Source organism: Streptomyces albireticuli, from assembly GCF_021228125.1.
Classification (GTDB): Bacteria; Actinomycetota; Actinomycetes; order Streptomycetales; family Streptomycetaceae; genus Streptomyces; species Streptomyces albireticuli.
Window position 1 is genome coordinate 216,569 of sequence record NZ_JAJQQS010000015.1, and the last position, 19,875, is coordinate 236,443.

The window sequence follows — 19,875 nt, forward strand, 5'->3', positions numbered from 1 at the left end:
ACGCTGCCACGCCCCGCCGGGATCCGCTCCGGCCGGGCGCCCGGCGGCAGGGTCACCCGCGGTGCGCCGTCCGGGTGACCCGCCACCGCGGCACGAAACCGGCCACCGCGCGGCGACGGAGCCTCAGTCGTTGTGCCAGGCCCCGGTGACCGCCGCGACCACGACCGAGCCGATGACCACCAGACGGTGCGTCACCGCGTCGAGCTGCTGCCGCTGCGCGGGCGGCAGGTGCCACTCCTCCCACCAGGTGACCTGCTCCTGGGTGAGCAGCTCCGGCGGCTCGGCGTGCCACCGCTCGCGCAGGTGGTCGGCGAGCGGGACCACGGCGGCGGCCTGCTCGGCGTAGGCGGAGACCAGCGCCGTCATATGGCTCGTGGGCAGATAGCCGTACCACTGGTCGCGGACGCCCGCGGCGAGCGCCGACACGTCCTCCAGCCACAGCACGTGCTGGGTCACCCAGCCCTGCGGGTCGCTGTGCGGGGGCATACCGGGCAGAAGGCGCGGCTCCACCGTGTCACGGTGGCCGAGGAACGCTTGGCCGAGGGCGCGTTCCTCGTCGTGCGGGATCCAGGCGCGCTCGCCCAGGGCGATCGCTGCGGCATCGACTGCATCAACGGCGTGGGTCATTTGATCACTTTACGGGGCCCTTCGGCGCACCCCGCACCGCCCTACCCGAGCCTGTAGCCCTTCCCCGCACGGCCCCCGGCCCCGCCCCGGCCGGATCGGCGCCCGCGGATGCCCGCAGGCGCGCGCCCGCGCCCCGCCCGAGGCATCATGGCCGGGTGACGAGCCTCGGACTTCCCCCCGGCATCCGTGCCTGTCTCTTCGACCTCGACGGCGTCCTGACCCGCACCGCGACCGTGCACGCGGCGGCGTGGAAGGAGATGTTCGACGCCTTTCTGCGGTCGCGCGACGGAGCGGGGTTCCGGCCCTTCGACGCGGTCGACGACTACGACGCCTACGTGGACGGCATGCCCAGAGCCGACGGCGTGCGGTCCTTCCTCGCCTCCCGGGGCATCAGCCTCCCCGAGGGCCGGCCGGACGACCCGCCGGAGGCGGACACCGTGCACGGCCTCGGCACGCGCAAGAACGCGATCGTCCTGGAGAAGATCAAGGAGCTGGGCGTGCAGCCGTACGAGGGCTCGGTCCGCTACGCGCGGGCGGCGCGGGACGCCGGGCTGCGCCGCGCCGTGGTCTCCTCCAGCGCCAACTGCCGCGACGTCCTCGTCGCGGCGGGCATCGAGGACCTCTTCGAGGTCCGGATCGACGGCGTGGTCGCCGCCGAGCGGAGCCTGCCGGGCAAGCCCCACCCCGACACCTTCCTCGCCGCGGCCCACGACCTCGGCGTCGAGCCCCGGCAGGCGGCGGTCTACGAGGACGCCCTGGCGGGCATGGAAGCGGGCCGCGCCGGCGCGTTCGGCCTCGTCGTCGGCGTGGACCGGGTGGGCCAGGCCGAGGCGCTGCGCGCCCACGGCGCGGACCTGGTGGTGGGGGACCTCGACGAACTGCTGGGAGACGCACCGTGATCACCCATCCGGCCTACGCGGTCGAGCCCTGGTGCCTGCGCGAGACGGCGCTCAACCTCGACGTGCTGCCGCAGAGCGAGTCCGTCTTCGCGCTCGCCAACGGGCACATCGGCTGGCGCGGCAACCTCGACGAGGGCGAGCCGCACGGCCTGCCCGGCTCGTACCTCAACGGGGTGTACGAGCTGCGACCGCTGCCGTACGCCGAGGCGGGCTACGGCTATCCGGAGTCGGGCCAGACCCTCATCGACGTCACCAACGGCAAGCTGATCCGGCTGCTCGTCGACGACGAGCCCTTCGACCTGCGCTACGGCCGGCTGGTGGCGCACGAGCGCGTGCTGGACTTCCGCTCGGGGCTGCTGACCCGCGAGGTCGAGTGGACGTCCCCGTCGGGCCGTACGGTACGGGTCCGCTCGACCCGGCTGGTCTCCTTCACCCAGCGGTCCGTCGGGGCCATCGCCTACGAGGTGGAGGCGGTGGACGCCGAGATGCGGATCGTCCTCCAGTCGGAGCTGGTGGCCAACGAGCAGCTGCCGGCGGCGGGCGGCGACCCCCGGGTGGCCGCGGTGCTGGAGTCCCCGCTGGTCCCGGAGGAGCACGCGGCCGAGGAGGGCCGGCTCCGGCTGGTGCACCGCACCGAGCGCAGCGGACTGCGGGTGGCGGCCGCCGCGGAACACCGGGTGGACGGCCCGGACGCGACGAAGACGTACTCCAAGTGCGGCGAGGACCTCAGCCGGTTCACCGTGACCACCGTGCTGCGCCCCGGCGAGCGGCTGCGGCTGGAGAAGACGGTCGCCTACGGCTGGTCGGGGGTCCGCTCGCTGTCCGCGATGCACGACCAGGTCGACGCGGCGCTGGCGGGCGCCAAGAGCACCGGCTGGGACGGCCTCTGCGCCGAGCAGCGCCGGTACCTCGACGAGTTCTGGGACCGGGCCGACGTCGAGGTCGACGGCGACGCCGAGATCCAGCAGGCCGTGCGGTTCGCGCTGTTCCACGTGCTCCAGGCGGGCGCCCGGGCCGAGTGCCGGGCGATCGCCGCCAAGGGGCTGACCGGCCCGGGGTACGACGGGCACAGCTTCTGGGACAGCGAGACGTTCGTCCTCCAGGTGCTGACGTGCACGGCACCGCTGGCGGCGGCGCAGCCGCTGCGCTGGCGGCACGCGACCCTGCCCGCCGCGCTCAACCGGGCGCGGCTGCTGGGCCTCCAGGGGGCGGCGTTCCCCTGGCGGACCCTCAACGGCGACGAGTGCTCGGCGTACTGGCCGGCCGGCACGGCCGCCTTCCACGTCAACGCGGACATCGCGGACGCCGTGGTGCGCTACATGGCCGCCACGGGCGACGAGGTGTTCGAGCGCGAGGTGGGCATGGAGCTGCTGGTCCAGACCGCCCGGCTGTGGCGCTCGCTGGGCCACCACGACCACCAGGGCGAGTTCCACATCGACGGGGTGACGGGCCCCGACGAGTACAGCGCGATCGCGGACGACAACGTCTACACCAACCTGATGGCGCAGCAGAACCTGCGGGCGGCGGCGGACGTCGCCGAGCGCCACCCCGACCTGGCCGCCGAGTTCGGGGTCGACGACGAGGAGACCGCGGCCTGGCGCGACGCGGCCGCCCGGATGGCGCTGCCCTTCGACCCGGTGCTCGGCGTCCACGAGCAGTCCCGCGGCTTCACCGGGCACCAGCACTGGGACTTCGCCCGCACGGGCGCCGACCAGTACCCGCTGCTGCTGCACTTCCCCTACTTCGACATCTACCGCAAGCAGGTGATCAAACAGGCCGACCTGGTGCTGGCCATGGTGCTGCGCGGCGACTCCTTCACCGACGAGCAGAAGGCCCGCAACTTCGCCTACTACGAGCCGCTGACGGTCCGGGACTCCTCCCTCTCCGCGTGCGTCCAGGCCGTGATGGCCGCCGAGGTGGGCCATCTGCGGCTGGCGTACGACTATCTCGGCGAGGCCGCGATGATGGACCTCTCCGACCTGGAGAGCAACACCCGCGACGGGGTGCACATCGCCTCGCTGGCGGGCACCTGGATCGCCCTGGTCTCGGGGTTCGGCGGGATGCGGAACCGCGACGGCGTCGTCTCCTTCGCCCCCCGGCTCCCCGAGCAGCTGCGCCGCCTCTGCTTCACCGTGCAGGTGCGGCGGCGCAGGCTGCGGGTGGAGATCACCGACTCGGTGGCGACGTACACCCTGGTCGAGGGGGAGGAGCTGGAGATCGAGCACTTCTGCGAGCCGCTGACGGTGACGCCGGGGCGGCCGGAGAGCCGGAAGGTGCCGGGCCTTCAGGAGCGGCCGGAGCCGGCCCAGCCGGCGGGCCGGCGACCGGCCCACCGGGGCTGGGCCGCCACCCGGCCGGAGCCGGAAGGCCCGGCGTGATCACCGGCCGGCGTGCAGGACGGGATCGGGGAACAGGGGGTCGGGGAACAGGGGCGGGACGTCCACCGCCAGGCGCGCGTCCGAGGTGTTGATGTACGTGAGCAGCATGACCAGGGGGTCGTCCCCTTCGTTGCGGCCATCGTGTATGTGGCCGGGCCCGCCGGTGATGAAGCTCGTGCCCGCGGGGTGCCGGCTGATGTGGCCGTCCGCCCAGTAGTGGGTGAGCGTGCCGCCGGTGACGACACCGACGAGGGTGCCGGGGTGGTAGTGCCATCCGGTCCGCGCGCCGGGCGGCATCGTGGTCCGGTGGACCACGACGTGCGCGGCGTCGGTCATTCCGGGAGGCAAGGGAAGGACGATCCCGCCTTCGGCCATGGTCTCGCTGACCGGCTGCTCCCTGAACACGATGCGATTCCCTCTCGTTCCGGTGTGCTGCCCGGGTTCGCCGGGCTCACTCCAGGCTTCTGGGTACGGGACCCACGGAGGATGCTCCGAGCGGTCCCCTCTGCGGTTGACGCCGGCGAGCACAATGGTTCCTATGCCTGTTGACATGACCGAACCGCTGCGCCGGCTCTCCCTGGACGAGCTGCGGCTGCGGACGAGCGCGAAGTGGCGCACCCATCCGCCGGACGTGCTGCCGCTGTGGGTTGCCGAGATGGACGCGCCGCTCGCCGAACCGGTGGCGCGCGCCCTCACGGAGGCGGTCGCGCGGGGCGACACCGGGTATGCCTCCGGGACGGCGTACGCGGAGGCGCTCGACGCGTTCGCCCGGGAGCGGTGGGGCTGGGACGGCGTGGTGGCGGCGCATACGGCGATCGTGCCGGACGTGATGCAGGGCGTCGTGGAAGTCCTGCGTCTGATCACCGGTCCGGGGGACACCGTCGTAGTGAACTCCCCTGTGTATCCACCGTTCTACGGATTCATGGAACATATGGACCGGCGGGTGGTGGAGGCCCCGCTGGGCGACGGGCACCGCATCGACACGGCCGCGCTGGAGGAGGCGTTCGGGCGGGCCGCAGCCGGCGGGCGGCGGGCCGCGTATCTGCTCTGCAGCCCCCACAACCCGACCGGGACCGTGCACACGGCCCAGGAGCTCGCCACGGTCGCCGCGTTGGCGGACGCCCACGGTCTGCGGGTCGTGGTGGACGAGATCCACGCGCCGCTGGTGCTGCCGGGCGCACGGTTCGTGCCGTATCTGTCGTTGCCCGGCACCGGGAGCGCGTTCTCGGTGATGTCGGCCTCCAAGGGGTGGCATCTGGCGGGAGCCAAGGCGGCGTTGGCCCTCGCCGGCCCGGAGGCCGCCGCGGATCTGGAGCGGATCCCCTATGTGGTGAGCCACGGCCCGAGCCACCTGGGCGTCATCGGACACGTCGCCGCCCTGCGGCACGGCGGCGACTGGCTGGACGGCGTGCTGCGCGGCCTGGACGAGAACCGCCGGCTCCTCGCCGGCCTTCTGTCGCACCACCTGCCCGGTGTGCGGTACGCGCCGCCGGAGGCGACGTGCCTGGCCTGGCTGGACTGCCGGGCGCTGGGCCTCGGGGACGACCCGGCCGCCGTGTTCCTGGAGCGGGGCCGGGTCGCGCTGACCGGTGGCCTGCCCTTCGGCTCGGGCGGGGCGGGGCACGCGCGGCTGAACTTCGGCACGTCACCGGAGATCCTCACCGAGGGGGTGCGCCGGATGGCGAAGGCACTCGGTTAGCCCCCGGACCGCTCCGACTCCCGCCGTTCCCGGCGCCCTTGGCGGGGCGCCGGGCGCGCGCGGCACGGCGCCGCTACCGCAGCGGCTTCTCCAGCCACGCCACGTCCCAGAACCGCCCGAACTTCCGGCCCACTTCCCGGTGCACCCCCGCCGCCGCGAACCCGAACCGGGCGTGCAGCCGCATCGACGCCTCGTTCGGCTGGGTCACCCCCGCGTAGGCCCGGTGCACGTCCTCGTCCGCGAGGGCCGCGAACAGGGCCTCGTAGAGCAGGCCGCCGACGCCTCGTCCGGTGTGCTCGGGCGCCAGGTAGACACTGGTCTCCACCGAGGTCTCGTAGGCCCGCTTCGGGCGCAGGGCGCTGCTGGAGGCGTAGCCGAGCACGGTGTCCGCGGCCGTGTCCTCCGCGACCAGGAGCCGGTGCCTGCCCCGGTCGGGGTGGGCCGCCAGCCAGTCGGCGCGCTCCTCGGCGGAGACGGGCTCGATGTCGAACGTGATCGGGGTGTGCGTCACGTAGTGGTTGTAGATCTCGGTGAGCCGGCCGAGATGGCCGGACGTCGCCGGGCGGATCCGTATGCCCGCACCGCTGTCTCGCATGGTTGTTCCCTCCTGGCGGCGGGACGTTACCCGGCGAGTATTACAAGAACATTTCCCGCTATGTCGTGAAGTTGCGCGCGGGAGACCTGGAAGTCGTACCAGACCTCATGACGAACACCTGGCACGGCCGAATGTGTGTACCTAGCATCCGGGCCATGAAGACCCTCTTCGCCGCGCGCCGCACCGCGGCCTCCCTCGTCGTAGCCCTCGCGGCCCTGGGCGCCGGCGCCCCCGGCGCCACGGCCCTGCCGCACACCACCGGCGGCTCCGCCTCGCACCAGACCCGGATCCCCTCGCGGGACCCGCGGGCCATCCCCTTCACCGAGGCCACGGTGGAGCGGCGGCCGGACGGCGCGTACACCGTCTCCTGGCGCGCGCCCGGCGCCGGCGCCGTGACCGTGTACGCGGACGACCGCCCGGTGGCGCACGGCGCCGCCGAGCAGACCGTGACCGTACGGGACCTGCCCGCCGCCGACCGCCAGTGGTTCCGCCTCGTACCGGACGAGGGCGCCCCGCTCACCCTGGCCGACCGCTCCCTGCACCTCGAAGGCGCCCCCAACTTCCGCGATCTGGGCGGATACCGCACGACCGACGGCCGCTGGGTACGGATGGGCGTCCTGTACCGCTCGGACGACCTGAGCAGGCTGACCGACGCCGACCGCGCCAAGCTCCGGCGCCTCGGCCTGCGCACCGACTACGACCTGCGCAACTCCGAGGAGCGCGGGAAGGCGCCCGACCGCGTGCCCGACGGCGTGCGCTACGCCGTCGCCGATGTCGCGGGCGAAGGGATCCCCACGCCCACCAGCCCCGAGGATTCCGTCCGCCTGATGCTGGAGGGCGGCCACGGAATGGTCGCGCTCCCCTCGGCCCGCGCCGCCTACGCCGAGGTCTTCCGCGCCGCCGCCGACCCCGGGAACCACGGCATGCTCTTCCACTGCTCCGCGGGCAAGGACCGCACCGGCTGGGCGGCCGCCGCCCTGCTCACGGCGCTCGGCGTCGACCGTGCCACCGTCACCCGTGACTACCTCGCCACCAACACCTACCGCGCCGCCGAGGTCCAGGCGGCCTACGACCGCGCCACCCCCGAGGTGGCCGCCATCCTCAGGCCCGCCCTCGAAGCGCGCCCCGAGTACCTCGACGCCTCCTTCACCGAAGTCGCCGAACGCTACGGGTCGTTCGACGCCTATCTGCGCACCGGCCTGGGCCTGGCCGACGGGACGCCGGACGCGCTGCGTCAGGGCCTCCTCACCGGCTGAGCCCGCCCGCCGCGCCGAGCAGCTTGTCCGGGGTGATCGGCAGGTCGCGGACGCGGACGCCCGTCGCGTGGTGCACCGCGTTGGCGATCGCCGCCGCCGTCCCGACGATGCCGATCTCCCCGATGCCCTTGCCGCCCACCGGGTTCAGGTGCGGATCATCCTCCGCGATCCAGTGCGCCTCGACGTCCCGGACGTCCGCGCAGGCCGGCACGTGGTACGAGGCGAGGTCGCGCTCGGCGAAGTCGCCGAACCGGGGGTCCATGGTGCTGCCCTCCAGGAGCGCCATCCCCAGGCCCATCACCATCCCGCCGACGAACTGGCTCCGCGCGGTACGGGCGTTGAGGATCCGGCCCGCCGCGTAGACGCCCAGCAGCCGGCGGACCCTGGTCTCCCCGGTGTCGGCGTCGACCTCGGCCTCCGCGAAGTGCGCGCCGAACGCCGCCTTCGCGTGGCGCGGCTCGGCCGGTACGTCGTCCGCGGTGTCCGCCGTGGTGGCGAGACCCTCCGGCGGCACCGTGCCGCCGTGCTCGGCGAGCAGCCCGCCCAGCGCGCGGCACGCCTTGTGCACGGCCCAGCCCCACGAGGCGGTGCCGGAGGAGCCCCCGGCGAGCGACGCGGCCGGCAGGTCGGTGCTGCCGATCTCGATGCCCACCCGCTCCAGGGGCACCCCGAGCGCCTCCGCCGCGATCTGCGCCAGGACGGTACGGGCGCCCGTACCGATGTCCGTCGCGTCGGTCCCCACCAGGAAGCGGACCCCGTCCGCCGTCCGCTCCGCCCGCGCCCGCGCCCGAGAGGGCGCGAGGTAGACGGGATAATAGGCGGCGGCCACGCCGGTGCCGAGGAGCAGCCGGCCCTCGGCCCGCGACCGGGGGCGCGGGTCCCGGCCCGCCCAGCCGAAGCGCCGCGCGCCCTCGCGCAGGCACTCCACGAGATGGCGGCTGCTGTACGGCTTCCCGCTGTCCGGCTCGGTCGCGGTGTCGTTGCGGATCCGCAGCTCGACGGGGTCCAGCCCGGCGGCGCAGGCCAGTTCGTCCATCGCGCACTCCAGCGCGTACATCCCCGACGCCTCGCCGGGCGCCCGCATCCACGACGGGCCGGGCACGTCGAGGGCGACGGCCCGGTGGACGGTGCGGCTGTGCGGCGAGGTGTACATGGCGCGCGAGGGGACGGCGGCCTGCTCCACGAACTCCCGGACGGCCGACGACCGGGTGACGACCTCGTGCGCGAGCGCCCGGATCACCCCGTCCTCGCCCGCGCCCAGCCGGACCCGCTGGAACACCGGCGGCCGGTGACCGACGACGGCCGCGAGCTGCGCGCGGGGGAGCGCGAGCTTGACGGGCAGCCCGGTGTGCCGGGCGGCCATCGCCGCCAGGACCACCTGCGGGCGAGGGGTGCCCTTCGAGCCGAAGCCGCCGCCCACGTGCTCGGAGACGACCGTGATCAGCCGCTTGTCCACGCCGAACAGCCCGGCCAGTGTCTCCCGGACGGTCGTGGCGCCCTGGCTGGAGTCGTGGACGAACAGCCGCCCGTCCTCCCAGCGGGCGGTCGAGGCGTGCGGCTCCATGGGGTGGTTGTGCAGGGCGGTCTGGGTGTACGTGGCGTCCACGCGCACGGGCGCGGCGGCGTACGCCGCGTCGAAGTCACCGCGCTCACGGCTGCCGGGGAAGCCGCCGTTGACGACGTCGGGCACGTACAGGCCGGGGTGGTCCGGGGTCAGGACGGCGTCGTGGGGCTCGGGCTCGTAGGAGACCACCACCGCGTCGGCCATCGCCCGGGCGGCCTCCGGGGTGCGGGCCACGGCGAGGGCGACGTACCAGCCGCGGTGGGGCACCCGGTCGTCCTGGAGGACGAGGAGGGTGGCGTCGTCCGTCTCCTTCAGACGCGGCGCGTTCTCATGGGTGAGCACGGCGAGGGCCCCGGGCTCCGCCATCGCCCGGCCGTCGTCGACCGCGACGACCCGGCCACGGGCGACACGGGCCGGGACGGGCCAGGCGTAGGCGGTGCCGGGCGGGGTGTGCTCGGCGGCGTAGCGGGCGGCGCCGGTTACCTTCAGCAGGCCCTCCAGGCGCACGGGGGCGCCGTCGGCGGGGTGCCCGGCAGGGGTGGCGGGGCCGGTGGGGCCGTCGCGGTCGGCGGGGCTCATCGGGCGGTCCGTTCCGTCGTCGGGTCGTGGCCCGGGAGGCCGGCGAGCCCGGCGAGGACGCGTACGGCCAGGGCGCGGGCGAGCGGCACCTTGAAGGCGTTGTCGCGCAGCGGTTCCGCCGCGGCCAGTTCGGCGTCGACGGCCCGCGCGAAGGACTCCTCGCCGACGGGGGCGCCGCGCAGCGCGTCCTCCGCCGCGCGGGCCCGCCACGGCTTGTGCGCCAGACCGCCGAAGGCCAGGCGCGCCTCGCGGACCACGCCCTCCCGCACCTCCAGGGCGGCGGCGACGGAGGCGAGCGCGAAGGCGTACGAGGCGCGGTCGCGGGCCTTGCGGTAGGCGGACGGGCCGGCCGGCGGGGGCGGCAGCCCGACGGCGGTGACGAGCTCGGCCGGGCCGATGACGGTGTCGCGGTGGGGTTCCTCGCCGGGCAGCCGGTGGAACGCGGTGAGCGGCACCGTCCGTTCGCCGTCCGGGCCGCGCAGATGGACGACCGCGTCCAGGGCGGCGAGGGCGACGGCCATGTCGGAGGGGTGGGTCGCCACGCAGTGCGGGGAGTGCCCGAGCACGGCCAGGTCGCGGTGCACGCCGTCCCGGGCGGGGCAGCCGCTGCCCGGGAGGCGCTTGTTGCACGGCTTGCCCACGTCCTGGAAGTAGAGGCAGCGGGTGCGCTGGAGGAGGTTCCCGCCGGTGGTGGCGGCGTTGCGGATCTGCCCGGAAGCGCCCGCCAGCAGGGCCTGCGACAGGGCGGGATAGCGGCTCCGTACGGCCGGGTGGGCGGCCAGGTCGCTGTTGCGCACGTTCGCGCCGATCGTCAGGCCGCCGCCGGGCCGCTCCTCGACCTCGGTGAGGGGCAGCCGGCTGATGTCGACCAGCAGGGCCGGTGCCGTGACGCCCAGTTTCATCAGGTCGACGAGATTGGTGCCGCCGCCGAGGAACGCGCCGTCCGGGCGGGCCGACAGGGCGGCGATCGCCGCGTCGACGTCGGCGGGGCGGGTGTAGGCGAACTCCTTCACCGCGTCACGTCCTCGATCGCGGCGACGATGTTCATATAGGCGCCGCACCGGCACAGATTGCCGCTCATCCGCTCGCGGATCTCCTCCGGGGAGAGGGGCACGGGCGCGCCGGGAGGCGCCGACAGCGGTGTGACGTGGGACGGCCGGCCCTCGGCGGCCTCGGCGATCGCGCCGACCGCCGAACAGAGCTGGCCGGGCGTGCAGTAGCCGCACTGGAACCCGTCGCGGTCGAGGAACGCCCGCTGGAGCGGGTGCGGCGTGCCGTCGTCGGCCAGCCCCTCCACGGTGGTGATCTCCACACCGCCGAGGGCGACCGCCGGCAGCAGGCAGCTGTTCACGCGCCTCCCGTCGGCCAGCACCGTGCACGCGCCGCACTGGCCGTGGTCGCAGCCCTTCTTCGCGCCCGTCAGGTCCAGGTGCTCGCGCAGGGCGTCCAGGACGGTCGTGCGGTTGTCGAGGGTCAGGCGGTGGGCGGTGCCGTTGACGTGGAGGGTCACGGTGGAGGAGGTGGAGGAGGTGACGGGGGAGCCGGGGGAGGCGGAGGGTTTCGAGGGGCGGGGCCCGTCCTGGGTGGGGTGCGCTGCCACGGTGCCACGCCTTTCACTCGGGACCCGTCAGTACCGTGACGGGGTCCCCTCTCCCGCCCCGCGCAAACGCCGCGGACGCGGCAGGCACCCGTTCGGCCCCGAACGCCGGGTGCCCGTCATCACCTGCGCTTTCGCGCGCTTTTCCGTGCCTTTCCGGCCGAAGGGCGGAGCGGTGCCCCGGCCGCGCCGCCGGGTCGACAGAATGTTCGTATGAATCGAGCCTTGTCGGCCACCCTGGCCGTGGGAGCGCTGCTGCTCCCCCTGACCCTGACGGCCTGCGGCACGGAGCGCGGCGACGCTCCGCCGCCGGCGTCCGCCGGCCGGCAGGCCAAGGCGGCCGACCGGTCCGCTCTGGAGGCCCGCGCGCGGGCCATCGGCACCACGGCCGACATGGTGTACGTGATCGACGTGCCGGGCTTTTCGCTCGCCGAACAGTCCGTCGGCGTCTCGGGGGACGACGGTTTCTCCGGCTCCTACGTCGCCACGGGGGCCGGCCCGGGCAAGGGCGGACCCCTCACGGTCCGGGCCGAGCGCCGGCCGCGGCGGGACTGCGGCGGCTCCCCGGACGGGGGCGGGGGCACCAAGGAGACCTGTGAGCGCGAGGGCGAGCTGGTGTTCCGTACGACGGGCGAGGAGCGCGAGTACGAACTCGTCGACGACGGCCGCACGGTCACCGTGAGCGCCCGGACGGGCGACGCGGACCGGGAGATCCTGCGGAAGGCCGTCCGGTCCCTCCACCGCGCCGACGACGAGGAGCTGGACCGCGTCCTGCCGCCGCTGCGGGACCGCCCGGAGATGCCCCGGCGCGGCGACCTGCCGTCGTACGGCGACGGCGCGCCGGACAACAGGCCGCGCGGTGGTGGCGGCTGAGGGGGGTAGGTGTTCGGCGGCGGCCGTCCGGTCCCGGACGCCCGTGGCCAGGTGCCCCGGGCCGCCGGGGCACCTGGCCACGGGATCGGCTGCCGGGGTCAGATGCCCATCCGCGCGGCGACCCCGTCGAGGACGCAGTCCAGCCCGGTCTCGAACTGCCGGCGGGGGTCGTCCTTGCGGGTGGATTCACGGGCGTAGCGCAGATACGCGGGGTACCGGCCGGTGCCCAGCAGCCGGCCCATCTGCGGCGCCAGCCCCTCCCTGGTCTCCTCGCCGTCGGACCAGCCCTTCTCCTCCCTCCGGGCGACGCGGACGGGGGAGGAACGGGTGGCGGGCGGCCCCTCCGGCCGGGTGGACGATTCCGGGGTCCGGCGTGGACGGTCCTCTCACTCCTGCCGGGGAGGGCGGCTCCCGTGGCTTCGGCGGGTCACGGCCGGGCCGGCATCCCCCGGCGGGGCGCCCCGGCCGTGGCTCACGCCGCGCCGGACGCCGCCCCCGACGTCGCGTACGGTGCCGCCCGGCCGGCCCTCTCCCCGCCGAACTCCACGGCCGCCACGCGCTCCCGCGACGTCCGGTCCAGCAGCACCACGGACGCCGCCTCCGGGACCGCCGCCGCTCGCGCGCCCGTTCCGCCGGCCTGCCCGGCCGCCTCCGCGGACAGCTCGCGCAACAGCCGGTCGAGGCCACGCCGGTGCCGGGTGAAGACCCGTTCCGGCGCCCACCGGCCGCGCGCCTCCTGGCCGGCCAGCGCCTCGGCGGCCCCGACGTCCAGCAGCACCAGGTGCAGCTCCCGCCCCTGCCGTCCGGCGGTACGGGCCAGCCAGCGCCGCATCCAGGCCCGGCTCCCGCAGTCGTGCACCAGGAAAGGCCCGCCTTCGCGCACCGCCGAGCGCAGCCACCGGAAGTGCTCCAGCCGGGCCCAGGGCCGGTACACGGCGTACGGCAGCCGGGCCGGCATCACGGCCTCGCAGGCGACGTGGACGTCGCGCGGGTCGACGGCGGGCGCGGCCTCGGACCAGCGGCGCAGCAGGGTGCTCTTGCCGCTGCCGGGCAGACCGGAGACGACGACCACGGCGCCCGCCGGATAGGAGAGGGACAGACCGGCCGGGACCTCCGCCCGCCCGCGCAGGTCCACCAGCCCGCGCGGCCGCAGGGACGGCCCGGGCGGCCCCTCGCCCGTGACGGCCGCCGCGGCCGCCGGTATGCATCCCGCGGAGTCCGCCGCCGGGGCCGCCGCGGCGGCCCCGGAGCCCCGCCCCGCCATGTCCTTCGTACCGGGCCTACCGGTCTCGCCCACTACCGCCCCTTGTCCGAACCCGCCTGCCCCACGGCCTCGCACGATCGAGGGCCCCCGCCGGGGCCGGAGCCGGGGACGGAGTGGGAGACGCACCGGCAGGGCGTTCGGTTGACCCATGTCCGGTTCGTCCGGCCGACGTGTGAGGCCACCGCGCGTCAGCGCGGCAAGGGGGTCCGGGGGCGAAGCCCCCGGTTACGGGAAGGGGCGGGGCTGGGGAAAGGCCGCCCGCAGGGCACCGACACCGCCCCCTACCCCCCGAGCACCACACGAAAGAACCGCGGCCGGTAGATCCCCGCCCGCCGCACCACATCCCCCGGCTCCAGACTGTTGACGTTGTACGAGACGACCAGCTCACCCGCCCGCCCCAACTCAGGATGCTCATGCGGGTTGTAGGCGATGACGTTCCGGTTCCGGTACGTCCCCGAGGGCCCCGCCTCCGGCGCCGTGTACACCGTCCGCGCCGGACCGAACGGCCCGCCGGGCGAACGGGACCACGCGAGCCGAGTCTCCGCGCTGAAGGGCAGGTCCGCCCGCTGCGTCACCAGCGCGTACCAGGACCCGTGCCGTACGACGCTGAGCTCGTCCGAGGTGAGCAGCGCCGCCCCGCCCGGCCCGGTGAGCGGCGCGGACCGCGCCTCGTCGGCCGACCAGCCGCCGCCGGCGGTCCGGTACCGCCAGGGCCGCCGGAGATCGGCGCCCTCGACGCGGGCCAGGTGCAGCCGGTTGCCGCCCGAGGCGAGCCGCTCGGTGCCGTAGACGTGGGTGTGCTCACCCCGCCGCTCCAGCCACGCGCCCCAGGCGATGCCCGCCGAGGACGGCAGCGGCGTCAGCGACCGGGGCCGGCCGGGGCGGCCGGGCCCGAACCGGGCGAGCGCGTTGCCGCGCCAGGCCACGTCCAGCGGACCCGCACCGGTGCGCGCGTACCGCGCGTAGACGACGGAGAAACCACCACCGTACGGGACGCCTGCCCGCGCCCAGTACCACTCGCCGTGGCCGGGCCCCGCCACGACGGACGCGGGGCGGCCGGCCTGGTCGCGCCCCGTCACGGTGCGCGGGCCGTGCCGGTTCCACAGGACGAAGCTGTTGTTGACGAACGGCGTCGTGCCGCCGTCCGCGACGGCGGGGGAGCGGGAGCCGTCCGGCCGGACCGTACCGAGGAAGGTGTCCGAGAAGATCCACAGCTCGCCCGCGGGGGTCGGCACGGAGTACGTGCTGTCGCCGCCCGTCCAGTGACCCGTCCCGACCGGGCCGGAACCGGGGCGTCCGGCGTACCGGGCGAACGCCTCGTCCAGCTCCCGGTCGGCGTGGACGCCGAGGACGCGGGGCGGCGACGCCGTCCCGGGCGCGGCGGGGGCGGGCGGCGGGAACGCGCAGAGCGCCGCGAGGCAGACGGCGAGGGCGTACGACACGCGGGCGACGGCGGGCCGGCGACGGCGCCATGGGCGGAAGGACATCGTCATGACGGATCAACGAGTGTCCGGGGCCCGGGTGGCAGGTGAGGGCGGGAGGCACGCCCGTACGGGTGCCGGTGTACGGGTGGGAAGGACCGTCCGCTTTTCCGCCGGTGTTACGGGTGGGACCGCCCCCTTCCCGCCGCCGTGCGGGTGGAACCGTTCCCCTTCCCGCCGCCGTACGAGTGGGACCGTCCGCCTTCCCGCCGCCGTACGCCCTCCGCGCGCCGGGCTCAGCGGCCGGGTTCCGGCCTCGGCGGGGTGAGGGCGGCCAGCGCCCGGCGCAGGTCCGCGGGCTCCCGGTAGTGGACCCCCGTCATCCCGAGGGCGACGGCCGCTTCCACGTTCTCCCGTACGTCGTCCACGAAGAGGCAGCGGTCGGGGGAGACTCCGGCCCGCGCCGCCGCTATCCCGTAGATCGCGGGGTCCGGCTTGGCGACGCCGACGCGGGAGCCGCTCACCACGTGGTCCGCGAGGTCGGTCAGGCCGAGCGCGGCCAGGTCGTCGTGCGGCCACGGGGCGGCGTCGGTGACGATCACGACGGGCAGGGACGCGCGGACGCGCCGCAGCTGGTCCACGACGCACTCGTCGATCCACGAGGCCGCCCCGGCGAACGCCGCGCCCAGCGCGCGGGCCCGCGCCGGTGGCACACGCGCCGAGAGGTCGCGCGCTATCGCGTCCGCCCACCGCTCCCGGCCGATCTCCCCGAGCAGCGGCGGGAGATCGCCCCCGAGGGCGAACGCGTGCGCCGCGGTGCTCCCTTCCGGGAGCCCCGCGGCGCGCTCCAGCTCCGTGACCCTGGAGGTGTCGTAACGGCGGATCACACCGTCGAGGTCGCAGAGAACGGCGTCGAAAGGCCGGTCGCCGTGGTGGGCCGGGGTGGTGGTCATCGTCGACATGGCCACAGTGTCGCGCCATAACGGCGGGATACGGCGGCGGGAGTGGCGGGGCTCACGTGATCCCGGACCGGGCCGCGCCCCGGACGGCGGGGCAGCGGTCCGGCGGGGTGGCGGGGCGGTGACCGGCCGGGGGATTCCCGGTCACCGCCCCCGTCGTACGGCCCCGACGCCCGGTCCTACTCGGTGCCGGGGACCTTGCGGGTGGTGACGTTCATCCGGTTCCAGGCGTTCACCGTGAAGATCAGCGCGATGAGCTGGGCCAGCTCCTTCTCCTCGAAGTGCCGGGCGGCCTCGTCGTAGACGCTGTCCGGGACACCGGCGGGAAGTAGCGTGACCGCCTCGGTCAGCGCGAGCGCCGCCCGCTCCTTCGCGGTGTAGAGGCTGGACTCCTCCCAAGCGCTGAGCTGGTAGATCCGCTCCTCGCTCTCGCCCGCCTTACGGGCGTCACCCGTGTGGTAATCGATGCAGTACGCGCAACGGTTGACCTGCGAGGCACGGATCTGGACCAGCTCGAGGAGGACCGGGTCGAGGCCGTCACGCGCGGCGGCGTCGAGGGCCAGAACGGCCTTGAAGACCTTGGGGGCAACGGTGGTGAAGTTCATGCGCTGGGGAATCTCAATCGCTGTCATGCCGGAAACTCTAGGAGCTGAAAAGGTCCGGGGTATGGTGCATTCCCGGGCCGAGATGATGGGTCAATTCCACCGGCGCGGCCCCGCGTCCCGCCGCTCCGGCGGATTCCCCCCGGCAAGCGGAACGCGCCGCTCCTGGCGGCTCCAACACCGCCCGCGGACAGCGTAGTTCGCCCGGCCACCACACATGCGAGTGATCGTCCGGCGGACGCCGCGGCCCCGCGCGCGTACGGCACCAAGCTTGGCCAGGCGCCCGTGCCGCACCGCGACGTGGAAGGAAGCCACACATGAGCAGCCCGCACATCCTCCTGACCGGCGACCGGCTCGCCCTGGGGGTGCCCCGCGAGGACACGCTGACCGAGTTCCACAAGTGGGAGAACGACCCGGCGACCGTCCTCGGCCGGGGCGACCGGTTCCCGCGCCCGGAGGAGGACCGCACGGACGACTGGGAACGCCGGCGCGCGAGCCGGCGGCACGCCCCGTTCGAGATCGTGCGGGTGAAGGACAAACTGCCGGTCGGGCTGACCGCGCTCCGCCTCGACACCGACGCCCAGACCGCCGAGTTCACGATCGTCCTCGCGCCCGCCCAGCGGGGCAAGCGCTACGCGGAGGAGGCCACCCGGCTCACCCTGGACTGGGCGTTCCACCTGGGCGCGCTCCGTACGGCCTGGCTGAAGGTGCTCGAACCCAACCGGGCGGCGATCGCCGCGTTCGCGAGCGCGGGCTTCCGGCCCGCCGGGCGGCTGCGGAAGTCCGGCTTCTGGCTCGGCCAGCGCGTCGACACGCTGCTGATGGACGCCCTTCCCGAGGACTTCCCCGGGCCGTCGGCGATGTGCACCACGCTGGGGAGCTGACGGGCGGGCGCGCCCCGGCGCGACGGCCGGCGGTACGCCCGCCCGCTGGTCATCCGGGCGGTCCGCCCACCGTTCGTCCGGGCGGTCCGCCCAACGTTTGTCCGGGCGTTCCGTCCGCCGGGGCCGGGTCGGACGCCAGCCGCGCGTGGGTCTCGACGTCGTAGCGGACACCGTCGTAGCGGAGCTTCTGCCGCTGGAGCCCTTCGACGGCGAAGCCGGCGGCCCCGGCGACCCGGCAGGAGGCCCGGTTGCCGACGCGGTGCCCGAGCTCCAGCCGGAACAGCCCCAGATCCCCGAACGCCCAGTCCGCCAGCGCCCGGCAGCCGTGGGTCGCCACCCCGCGGCCCCGGGCGGGGGCGGTCGTCCAGTAGGAGACCCGGCCGACGCCGTGCCGGAGGTCGATCGAGCCGACCGTGACACCGCCCAGCACGGTGTCCCGGCGGTCGACGACCGCGAAGCAGAAGTCCGAGCCGGTGGCCCACCGCTCCCGGCGGTCCGCCAGCCAACGCCGCGCGTCCGCCGGGGAGTCGACGGGCCGTGGCAGCTGCCACCGCATGAGGGGCTCGGCGAACGCCTCCGTCACGGCGGCCGCGTCGGTGGCGGCCCAAGGGCGCAAGGAGAGCTCGGAGGATGCCTCGATGTGTTCCCGCATGGGAGCGAGTCTCTCCGGTCTCCGGCCCGCCACGCCGGCGAAATAGAATCCCCGTCATGGCGAAACGCAAGGTCCTCCGGCGGGCGAAGAAGATCCTGGGCGAAGAACCCACCCTCCTGGTCTGGTGCGGAATACGCGGAGGCATTCCCCGGCCGCCCAAGGAGACGCACCGAGCCGCGGGCAAGGGCAGGCTGAAACCCGGCAGGCACTGGGCGTTCTACCTCGGCGCCGTGCTGTTCTGCGTCTTCGTGCTGCCGTACCTGCTGATGGATTTCCTTTCGCAGAAGCTGAACGGCAATCTCGACAGGGACGCACGGCGGGACGCGCGGTCCCCCGAGCGGACGCGTGCGGGCGCGCCGCACAACGGAGTCTTCGACGGCGACTGGGACCTGACGGCGGGACAGCTGCTGCTGCGCTGGTACGACGCCTCCCCGAACCGCGCCCGGCTCTTCCTCGCGACCCGCGACCGCGTCTGTCTCGCGGCCTCCCCGCGCCGGCGCCTCTTCCCGCACCGCGCCGACGACGTCCGTCCGGTGGCCGAATTCCGGTCCGACGAGGTCCTCGTCGAGGCGGAGGCGGGCCAGCCGCGCGGATTCGCCGAATTCCGCCTGCATTTCACCGACGGCTCCTGGCTGAGCCTCGGCAACCTCGCGGACAGCGACGACGCCGACCGCTTCTTCGCGCACCCCGGCCACCGTCAGGGAGCCTTCGGGGCCTGAATCCCCCGAGCCGGAGCCTTTGGGCCTTGAGCCTTCGGGCCCCGAGCCTTCGAGCCGGAGTTTCCGGAGCCCGGGTTTCCGGAGCCCGGAGCCAGGGTCTTCGAGCCCGGGCCGGATTCTTCGGAGCCCGGGACCCCGGGGCGGGCCCTCAGCCCTCTTCCAGCACTTCCCGGATCACGTACCTGGCGTTGGCCGCCATCGCCGGGTTCGTCTCCCGGTAATACGGCAGCGCGACGAGCGCCTGCGAGAGCGTCCGCCCCCGGCCGCGCTTCCAGGTCGCGTCGTCCACACCGAGCGCCTCACGGAAGACCTCCCGCGCGCCTGCGGGCAGCAGGTTCCACGCGGGGAACAGGTCGCAGGCCGGATCGCCCGTTCCCATGCACCCGAAGTCGATGACCGAGGTGAGCCTGCCGCCGGCCACCAGGAGGTTGCCCGGCATCAGGTCGGCGTGCAGCCACACCGGTGGTCCGTTCCAGGCCGGAGCCCGCAGCGCGTCCTCCCAGACGGCCGCCACGGCGTCGCAGTCGACGCCTTCCTGAGGGATTCCGCGCAGCTCCTCGATCGCCGACCGGGTCTCCGCGTCGAGCGAGCCCAGCGGCCCGCCGCGGTGGGCACGCGGCGCCCCGGGCAGGGTGACGCCCCGCATGGCCGTCACGAACCCGGCAAGGTCGCCGGCCAATGCCAGGGGCTCGCTCAGCGCCCCCGCCTCGGGGTTCTCACCCGGCAGCCACCGGTACACCGACCAGGGCCACGGATAACCCTCGGCCGGCTCCCCGTTCCCGAGCGCCTCGGGAACGGCCGTGGGAAGCAACGGAGCGAGGCGGGACAGCCACTCCCGCTCCAGCGCCAGGTCCCCGGCCCCGCCTTCCCGAAGCGGCAGCCGTACGGCCATCCCGTCGCCCAGCCGGTACACGGCGTTGACCGTGCCGCCGGACGGGAACCGCTCCACCGGCAGCCCCGCCCACCGCGGGAACCTCCCGGCGACCAGCCGCCGTACGAGGTCCTCGTCGAGAGGGCGGCCGGGGTACGTCTGTCCTGTGCTCATGGGCCGCCATCCGATCTCCGGACGCCCAAGGGCGTCAAACGCTTTTCCCAGGGCGCGAATCCCCGGCGCCGCCCCGAGTCGTCCCCGCCGCACTGGCCGAATCCCGAGGGACGCCGTTGCCAGGGGAGCGGGGACGGCTGGATGATCACCGGACGTAGCGACAGGAACACGTATGCGGATCCCGTCGCCGCCACGGCATGCCCGCACGCACGACCGACCGGCCCCGCCGACCGTCATCGCCTCGCTTCCTATGCCCCTACCG

Annotated in this window: 19 protein-coding genes and 1 pseudogene; 7 read left to right on the forward strand and 13 right to left on the reverse strand. The window is 74.8% G+C overall.

Features of this window, described 5'->3' with window-relative positions; genetic code table 11:
* Positions 1–123: 123 nt before the first annotated feature.
* Positions 124–627, reverse strand: a complete 504-nt coding sequence (locus LUZ64_RS25800; protein ID WP_095580619.1) for a hypothetical protein — start codon at positions 625–627, stop codon at positions 124–126.
* Positions 628–782: 155 nt separating this feature from the next.
* Here LUZ64_RS25800 and LUZ64_RS25805 point away from each other — a divergent pair, with 155 nt between their 5' ends.
* On the forward strand, positions 783–1,526 hold the full coding sequence (locus LUZ64_RS25805) for an HAD family hydrolase (RefSeq protein WP_095578422.1): 744 nt from the start codon (positions 783–785) through the stop codon (positions 1,524–1,526).
* Positions 1,523–3,904: a glycoside hydrolase family 65 protein gene (locus LUZ64_RS25810; RefSeq protein WP_095578423.1), complete on the forward strand. Its 2,382-nt coding sequence runs from the start codon at positions 1,523–1,525 to the stop codon at positions 3,902–3,904. Before LUZ64_RS25805 ends, LUZ64_RS25810 begins: the two co-directional genes overlap by 4 nt.
* Here LUZ64_RS25810 and LUZ64_RS25815 read toward each other — a convergent pair whose 3' ends face one another.
* On the reverse strand, positions 3,905–4,309 hold the full coding sequence (locus LUZ64_RS25815; RefSeq protein WP_170116626.1) for a cupin domain-containing protein: 405 nt from the start codon (positions 4,307–4,309) through the stop codon (positions 3,905–3,907).
* A 133-nt stretch (positions 4,310–4,442) separates the two neighbouring features.
* On the opposite strand from LUZ64_RS25815, the gene LUZ64_RS25820 reads away from it, so the two are divergent.
* Entirely contained in the window at positions 4,443–5,603 is a 1,161-nt protein-coding gene (locus LUZ64_RS25820) for a MalY/PatB family protein (RefSeq protein WP_232398824.1), read from the forward strand.
* 73 nt (positions 5,604–5,676) lie between these two features.
* On the opposite strand, the gene LUZ64_RS25825 is transcribed toward LUZ64_RS25820, so the two are convergent.
* Positions 5,677–6,198, reverse strand: coding sequence for a GNAT family N-acetyltransferase (locus LUZ64_RS25825; protein WP_095578426.1), 522 nt, complete (start codon positions 6,196–6,198; stop codon positions 5,677–5,679).
* 155 nt (positions 6,199–6,353) lie between these two features.
* Between LUZ64_RS25825 and LUZ64_RS25830 the strand changes: the two genes are divergently transcribed.
* Positions 6,354–7,454 carry a tyrosine-protein phosphatase gene (locus tag LUZ64_RS25830; RefSeq protein ID WP_095578427.1) on the forward strand — a complete coding sequence of 367 codons (1,101 nt, stop codon included), beginning with the start codon at positions 6,354–6,356 and terminating at the stop codon, positions 7,452–7,454.
* Here LUZ64_RS25830 and LUZ64_RS25835 read toward each other — a convergent pair.
* From LUZ64_RS25835 to LUZ64_RS25845, 3 genes are read right to left on the reverse strand one after another with little or no spacing between them, the layout of a single operon-like run.
* Positions 7,444–9,597, reverse strand: coding sequence for a xanthine dehydrogenase family protein molybdopterin-binding subunit (locus LUZ64_RS25835; RefSeq protein WP_232398826.1), 2,154 nt, complete (start codon positions 9,595–9,597; stop codon positions 7,444–7,446). The genes LUZ64_RS25830 and LUZ64_RS25835 overlap by 11 nt on opposite strands.
* Complete coding sequence (locus LUZ64_RS25840; protein WP_095578429.1) at positions 9,594–10,610, reverse strand: FAD binding domain-containing protein; 1,017 nt, start codon at positions 10,608–10,610, stop codon at positions 9,594–9,596. Before LUZ64_RS25840 ends, LUZ64_RS25835 begins: the two co-directional genes overlap by 4 nt.
* On the reverse strand, positions 10,607–11,197 hold the full coding sequence (locus LUZ64_RS25845) for a (2Fe-2S)-binding protein (RefSeq protein WP_372478743.1): 591 nt from the start codon (positions 11,195–11,197) through the stop codon (positions 10,607–10,609). Before LUZ64_RS25845 ends, LUZ64_RS25840 begins: the two co-directional genes overlap by 4 nt.
* Positions 11,198–11,407: 210 nt before the next feature.
* Between LUZ64_RS25845 and LUZ64_RS25850 the strand changes: the two genes are divergently transcribed.
* Complete coding sequence (locus LUZ64_RS25850; RefSeq protein ID WP_143593361.1) at positions 11,408–12,067, forward strand: hypothetical protein; 660 nt, start codon at positions 11,408–11,410, stop codon at positions 12,065–12,067.
* Between the two features lie 98 nt (positions 12,068–12,165).
* Here the strand turns inward: LUZ64_RS25850 and LUZ64_RS25855 are convergent.
* The 5 genes and pseudogenes from LUZ64_RS25855 to LUZ64_RS25875 all read right to left on the reverse strand — a co-directional run.
* Positions 12,166–12,351 (reverse strand): annotated as a pseudogene (locus tag LUZ64_RS25855) (TetR/AcrR family transcriptional regulator C-terminal domain-containing protein); the annotation flags it as partial.
* A gap of 188 nt (positions 12,352–12,539) precedes the next feature.
* Complete coding sequence (locus tag LUZ64_RS25860) at positions 12,540–13,364, reverse strand: AAA family ATPase (RefSeq protein ID WP_232398828.1); 825 nt, start codon at positions 13,362–13,364, stop codon at positions 12,540–12,542.
* A 248-nt stretch (positions 13,365–13,612) separates the two neighbouring features.
* Positions 13,613–14,824 (reverse strand): DUF5005 domain-containing protein, encoded by a 1,212-nt coding sequence (locus tag LUZ64_RS25865; RefSeq protein WP_232398830.1) that lies wholly within the window; start codon positions 14,822–14,824, stop codon positions 13,613–13,615.
* A gap of 224 nt (positions 14,825–15,048) precedes the next feature.
* Positions 15,049–15,714 carry an HAD-IA family hydrolase gene (locus LUZ64_RS25870; protein ID WP_308251791.1) on the reverse strand — a complete coding sequence of 222 codons (666 nt, stop codon included), beginning with the start codon at positions 15,712–15,714 and terminating at the stop codon, positions 15,049–15,051.
* Between the two features lie 176 nt (positions 15,715–15,890).
* The gene (locus LUZ64_RS25875) at positions 15,891–16,343 is read right to left on the reverse strand and encodes a carboxymuconolactone decarboxylase family protein (RefSeq protein WP_232398832.1); all 453 of its coding nucleotides are present in this window, start codon (positions 16,341–16,343) and stop codon (positions 15,891–15,893) included.
* Between the two features lie 287 nt (positions 16,344–16,630).
* On the opposite strand from LUZ64_RS25875, the gene LUZ64_RS25880 reads away from it, so the two are divergent.
* Positions 16,631–17,197 carry a GNAT family N-acetyltransferase gene (locus LUZ64_RS25880; protein ID WP_095581872.1) on the forward strand — a complete coding sequence of 189 codons (567 nt, stop codon included), beginning with the start codon at positions 16,631–16,633 and terminating at the stop codon, positions 17,195–17,197.
* Positions 17,198–17,246: 49 nt separating this feature from the next.
* Here LUZ64_RS25880 and LUZ64_RS25885 read toward each other — a convergent pair whose 3' ends face one another.
* Positions 17,247–17,849 carry a GNAT family N-acetyltransferase gene (locus LUZ64_RS25885; protein ID WP_095581873.1) on the reverse strand — a complete coding sequence of 201 codons (603 nt, stop codon included), beginning with the start codon at positions 17,847–17,849 and terminating at the stop codon, positions 17,247–17,249.
* 56 nt (positions 17,850–17,905) lie between these two features.
* Here LUZ64_RS25885 and LUZ64_RS25890 point away from each other — a divergent pair, with 56 nt between their 5' ends.
* Positions 17,906–18,568: a hypothetical protein gene (locus LUZ64_RS25890; RefSeq protein WP_095581874.1), complete on the forward strand. Its 663-nt coding sequence runs from the start codon at positions 17,906–17,908 to the stop codon at positions 18,566–18,568.
* A 148-nt stretch (positions 18,569–18,716) separates the two neighbouring features.
* Here LUZ64_RS25890 and LUZ64_RS25895 read toward each other — a convergent pair whose 3' ends face one another.
* Positions 18,717–19,613 (reverse strand): aminoglycoside phosphotransferase family protein, encoded by an 897-nt coding sequence (locus tag LUZ64_RS25895; RefSeq protein ID WP_095581875.1) that lies wholly within the window; start codon positions 19,611–19,613, stop codon positions 18,717–18,719.
* Between the last annotated feature and the right edge of the window lie 262 nt (positions 19,614–19,875).

What these genes read in the sequence shown, in the direction of transcription:
- LUZ64_RS25850 (WP_143593361.1), top strand. Translation starts at nt 11,408, where the DNA reads ATGAATCGAGCCTTGTCGGCCACCCTGGCCGTGGGAGCGCTGCTGCTC.
- LUZ64_RS25870 (WP_308251791.1), bottom strand. Translation starts at nt 15,714, where the DNA reads ATGTCGACGATGACCACCACCCCGGCCCACCACGGCGACCGGCCTTTC.
- LUZ64_RS25825 (WP_095578426.1), bottom strand. Translation starts at nt 6,198, where the DNA reads ATGCGAGACAGCGGTGCGGGCATACGGATCCGCCCGGCGACGTCCGGC.
- LUZ64_RS25830 (WP_095578427.1), top strand. Translation starts at nt 6,354, where the DNA reads ATGAAGACCCTCTTCGCCGCGCGCCGCACCGCGGCCTCCCTCGTCGTA.
- LUZ64_RS25875 (WP_232398832.1), bottom strand. Translation starts at nt 16,343, where the DNA reads ATGACAGCGATTGAGATTCCCCAGCGCATGAACTTCACCACCGTTGCC.
- LUZ64_RS25885 (WP_095581873.1), bottom strand. Translation starts at nt 17,849, where the DNA reads ATGCGGGAACACATCGAGGCATCCTCCGAGCTCTCCTTGCGCCCTTGG.
- LUZ64_RS25865 (WP_232398830.1), bottom strand. Translation starts at nt 14,824, where the DNA reads ATGACGATGTCCTTCCGCCCATGGCGCCGTCGCCGGCCCGCCGTCGCC.
- LUZ64_RS25800 (WP_095580619.1), bottom strand. Translation starts at nt 627, where the DNA reads ATGACCCACGCCGTTGATGCAGTCGATGCCGCAGCGATCGCCCTGGGC.
- LUZ64_RS25820 (WP_232398824.1), top strand. Translation starts at nt 4,443, where the DNA reads ATGCCTGTTGACATGACCGAACCGCTGCGCCGGCTCTCCCTGGACGAG.
- LUZ64_RS25880 (WP_095581872.1), top strand. Translation starts at nt 16,631, where the DNA reads ATGAGCAGCCCGCACATCCTCCTGACCGGCGACCGGCTCGCCCTGGGG.
- LUZ64_RS25835 (WP_232398826.1), bottom strand. Translation starts at nt 9,597, where the DNA reads ATGAGCCCCGCCGACCGCGACGGCCCCACCGGCCCCGCCACCCCTGCC.
- LUZ64_RS25890 (WP_095581874.1), top strand. Translation starts at nt 17,906, where the DNA reads ATGGCGAAACGCAAGGTCCTCCGGCGGGCGAAGAAGATCCTGGGCGAA.
- LUZ64_RS25895 (WP_095581875.1), bottom strand. Translation starts at nt 19,613, where the DNA reads ATGAGCACAGGACAGACGTACCCCGGCCGCCCTCTCGACGAGGACCTC.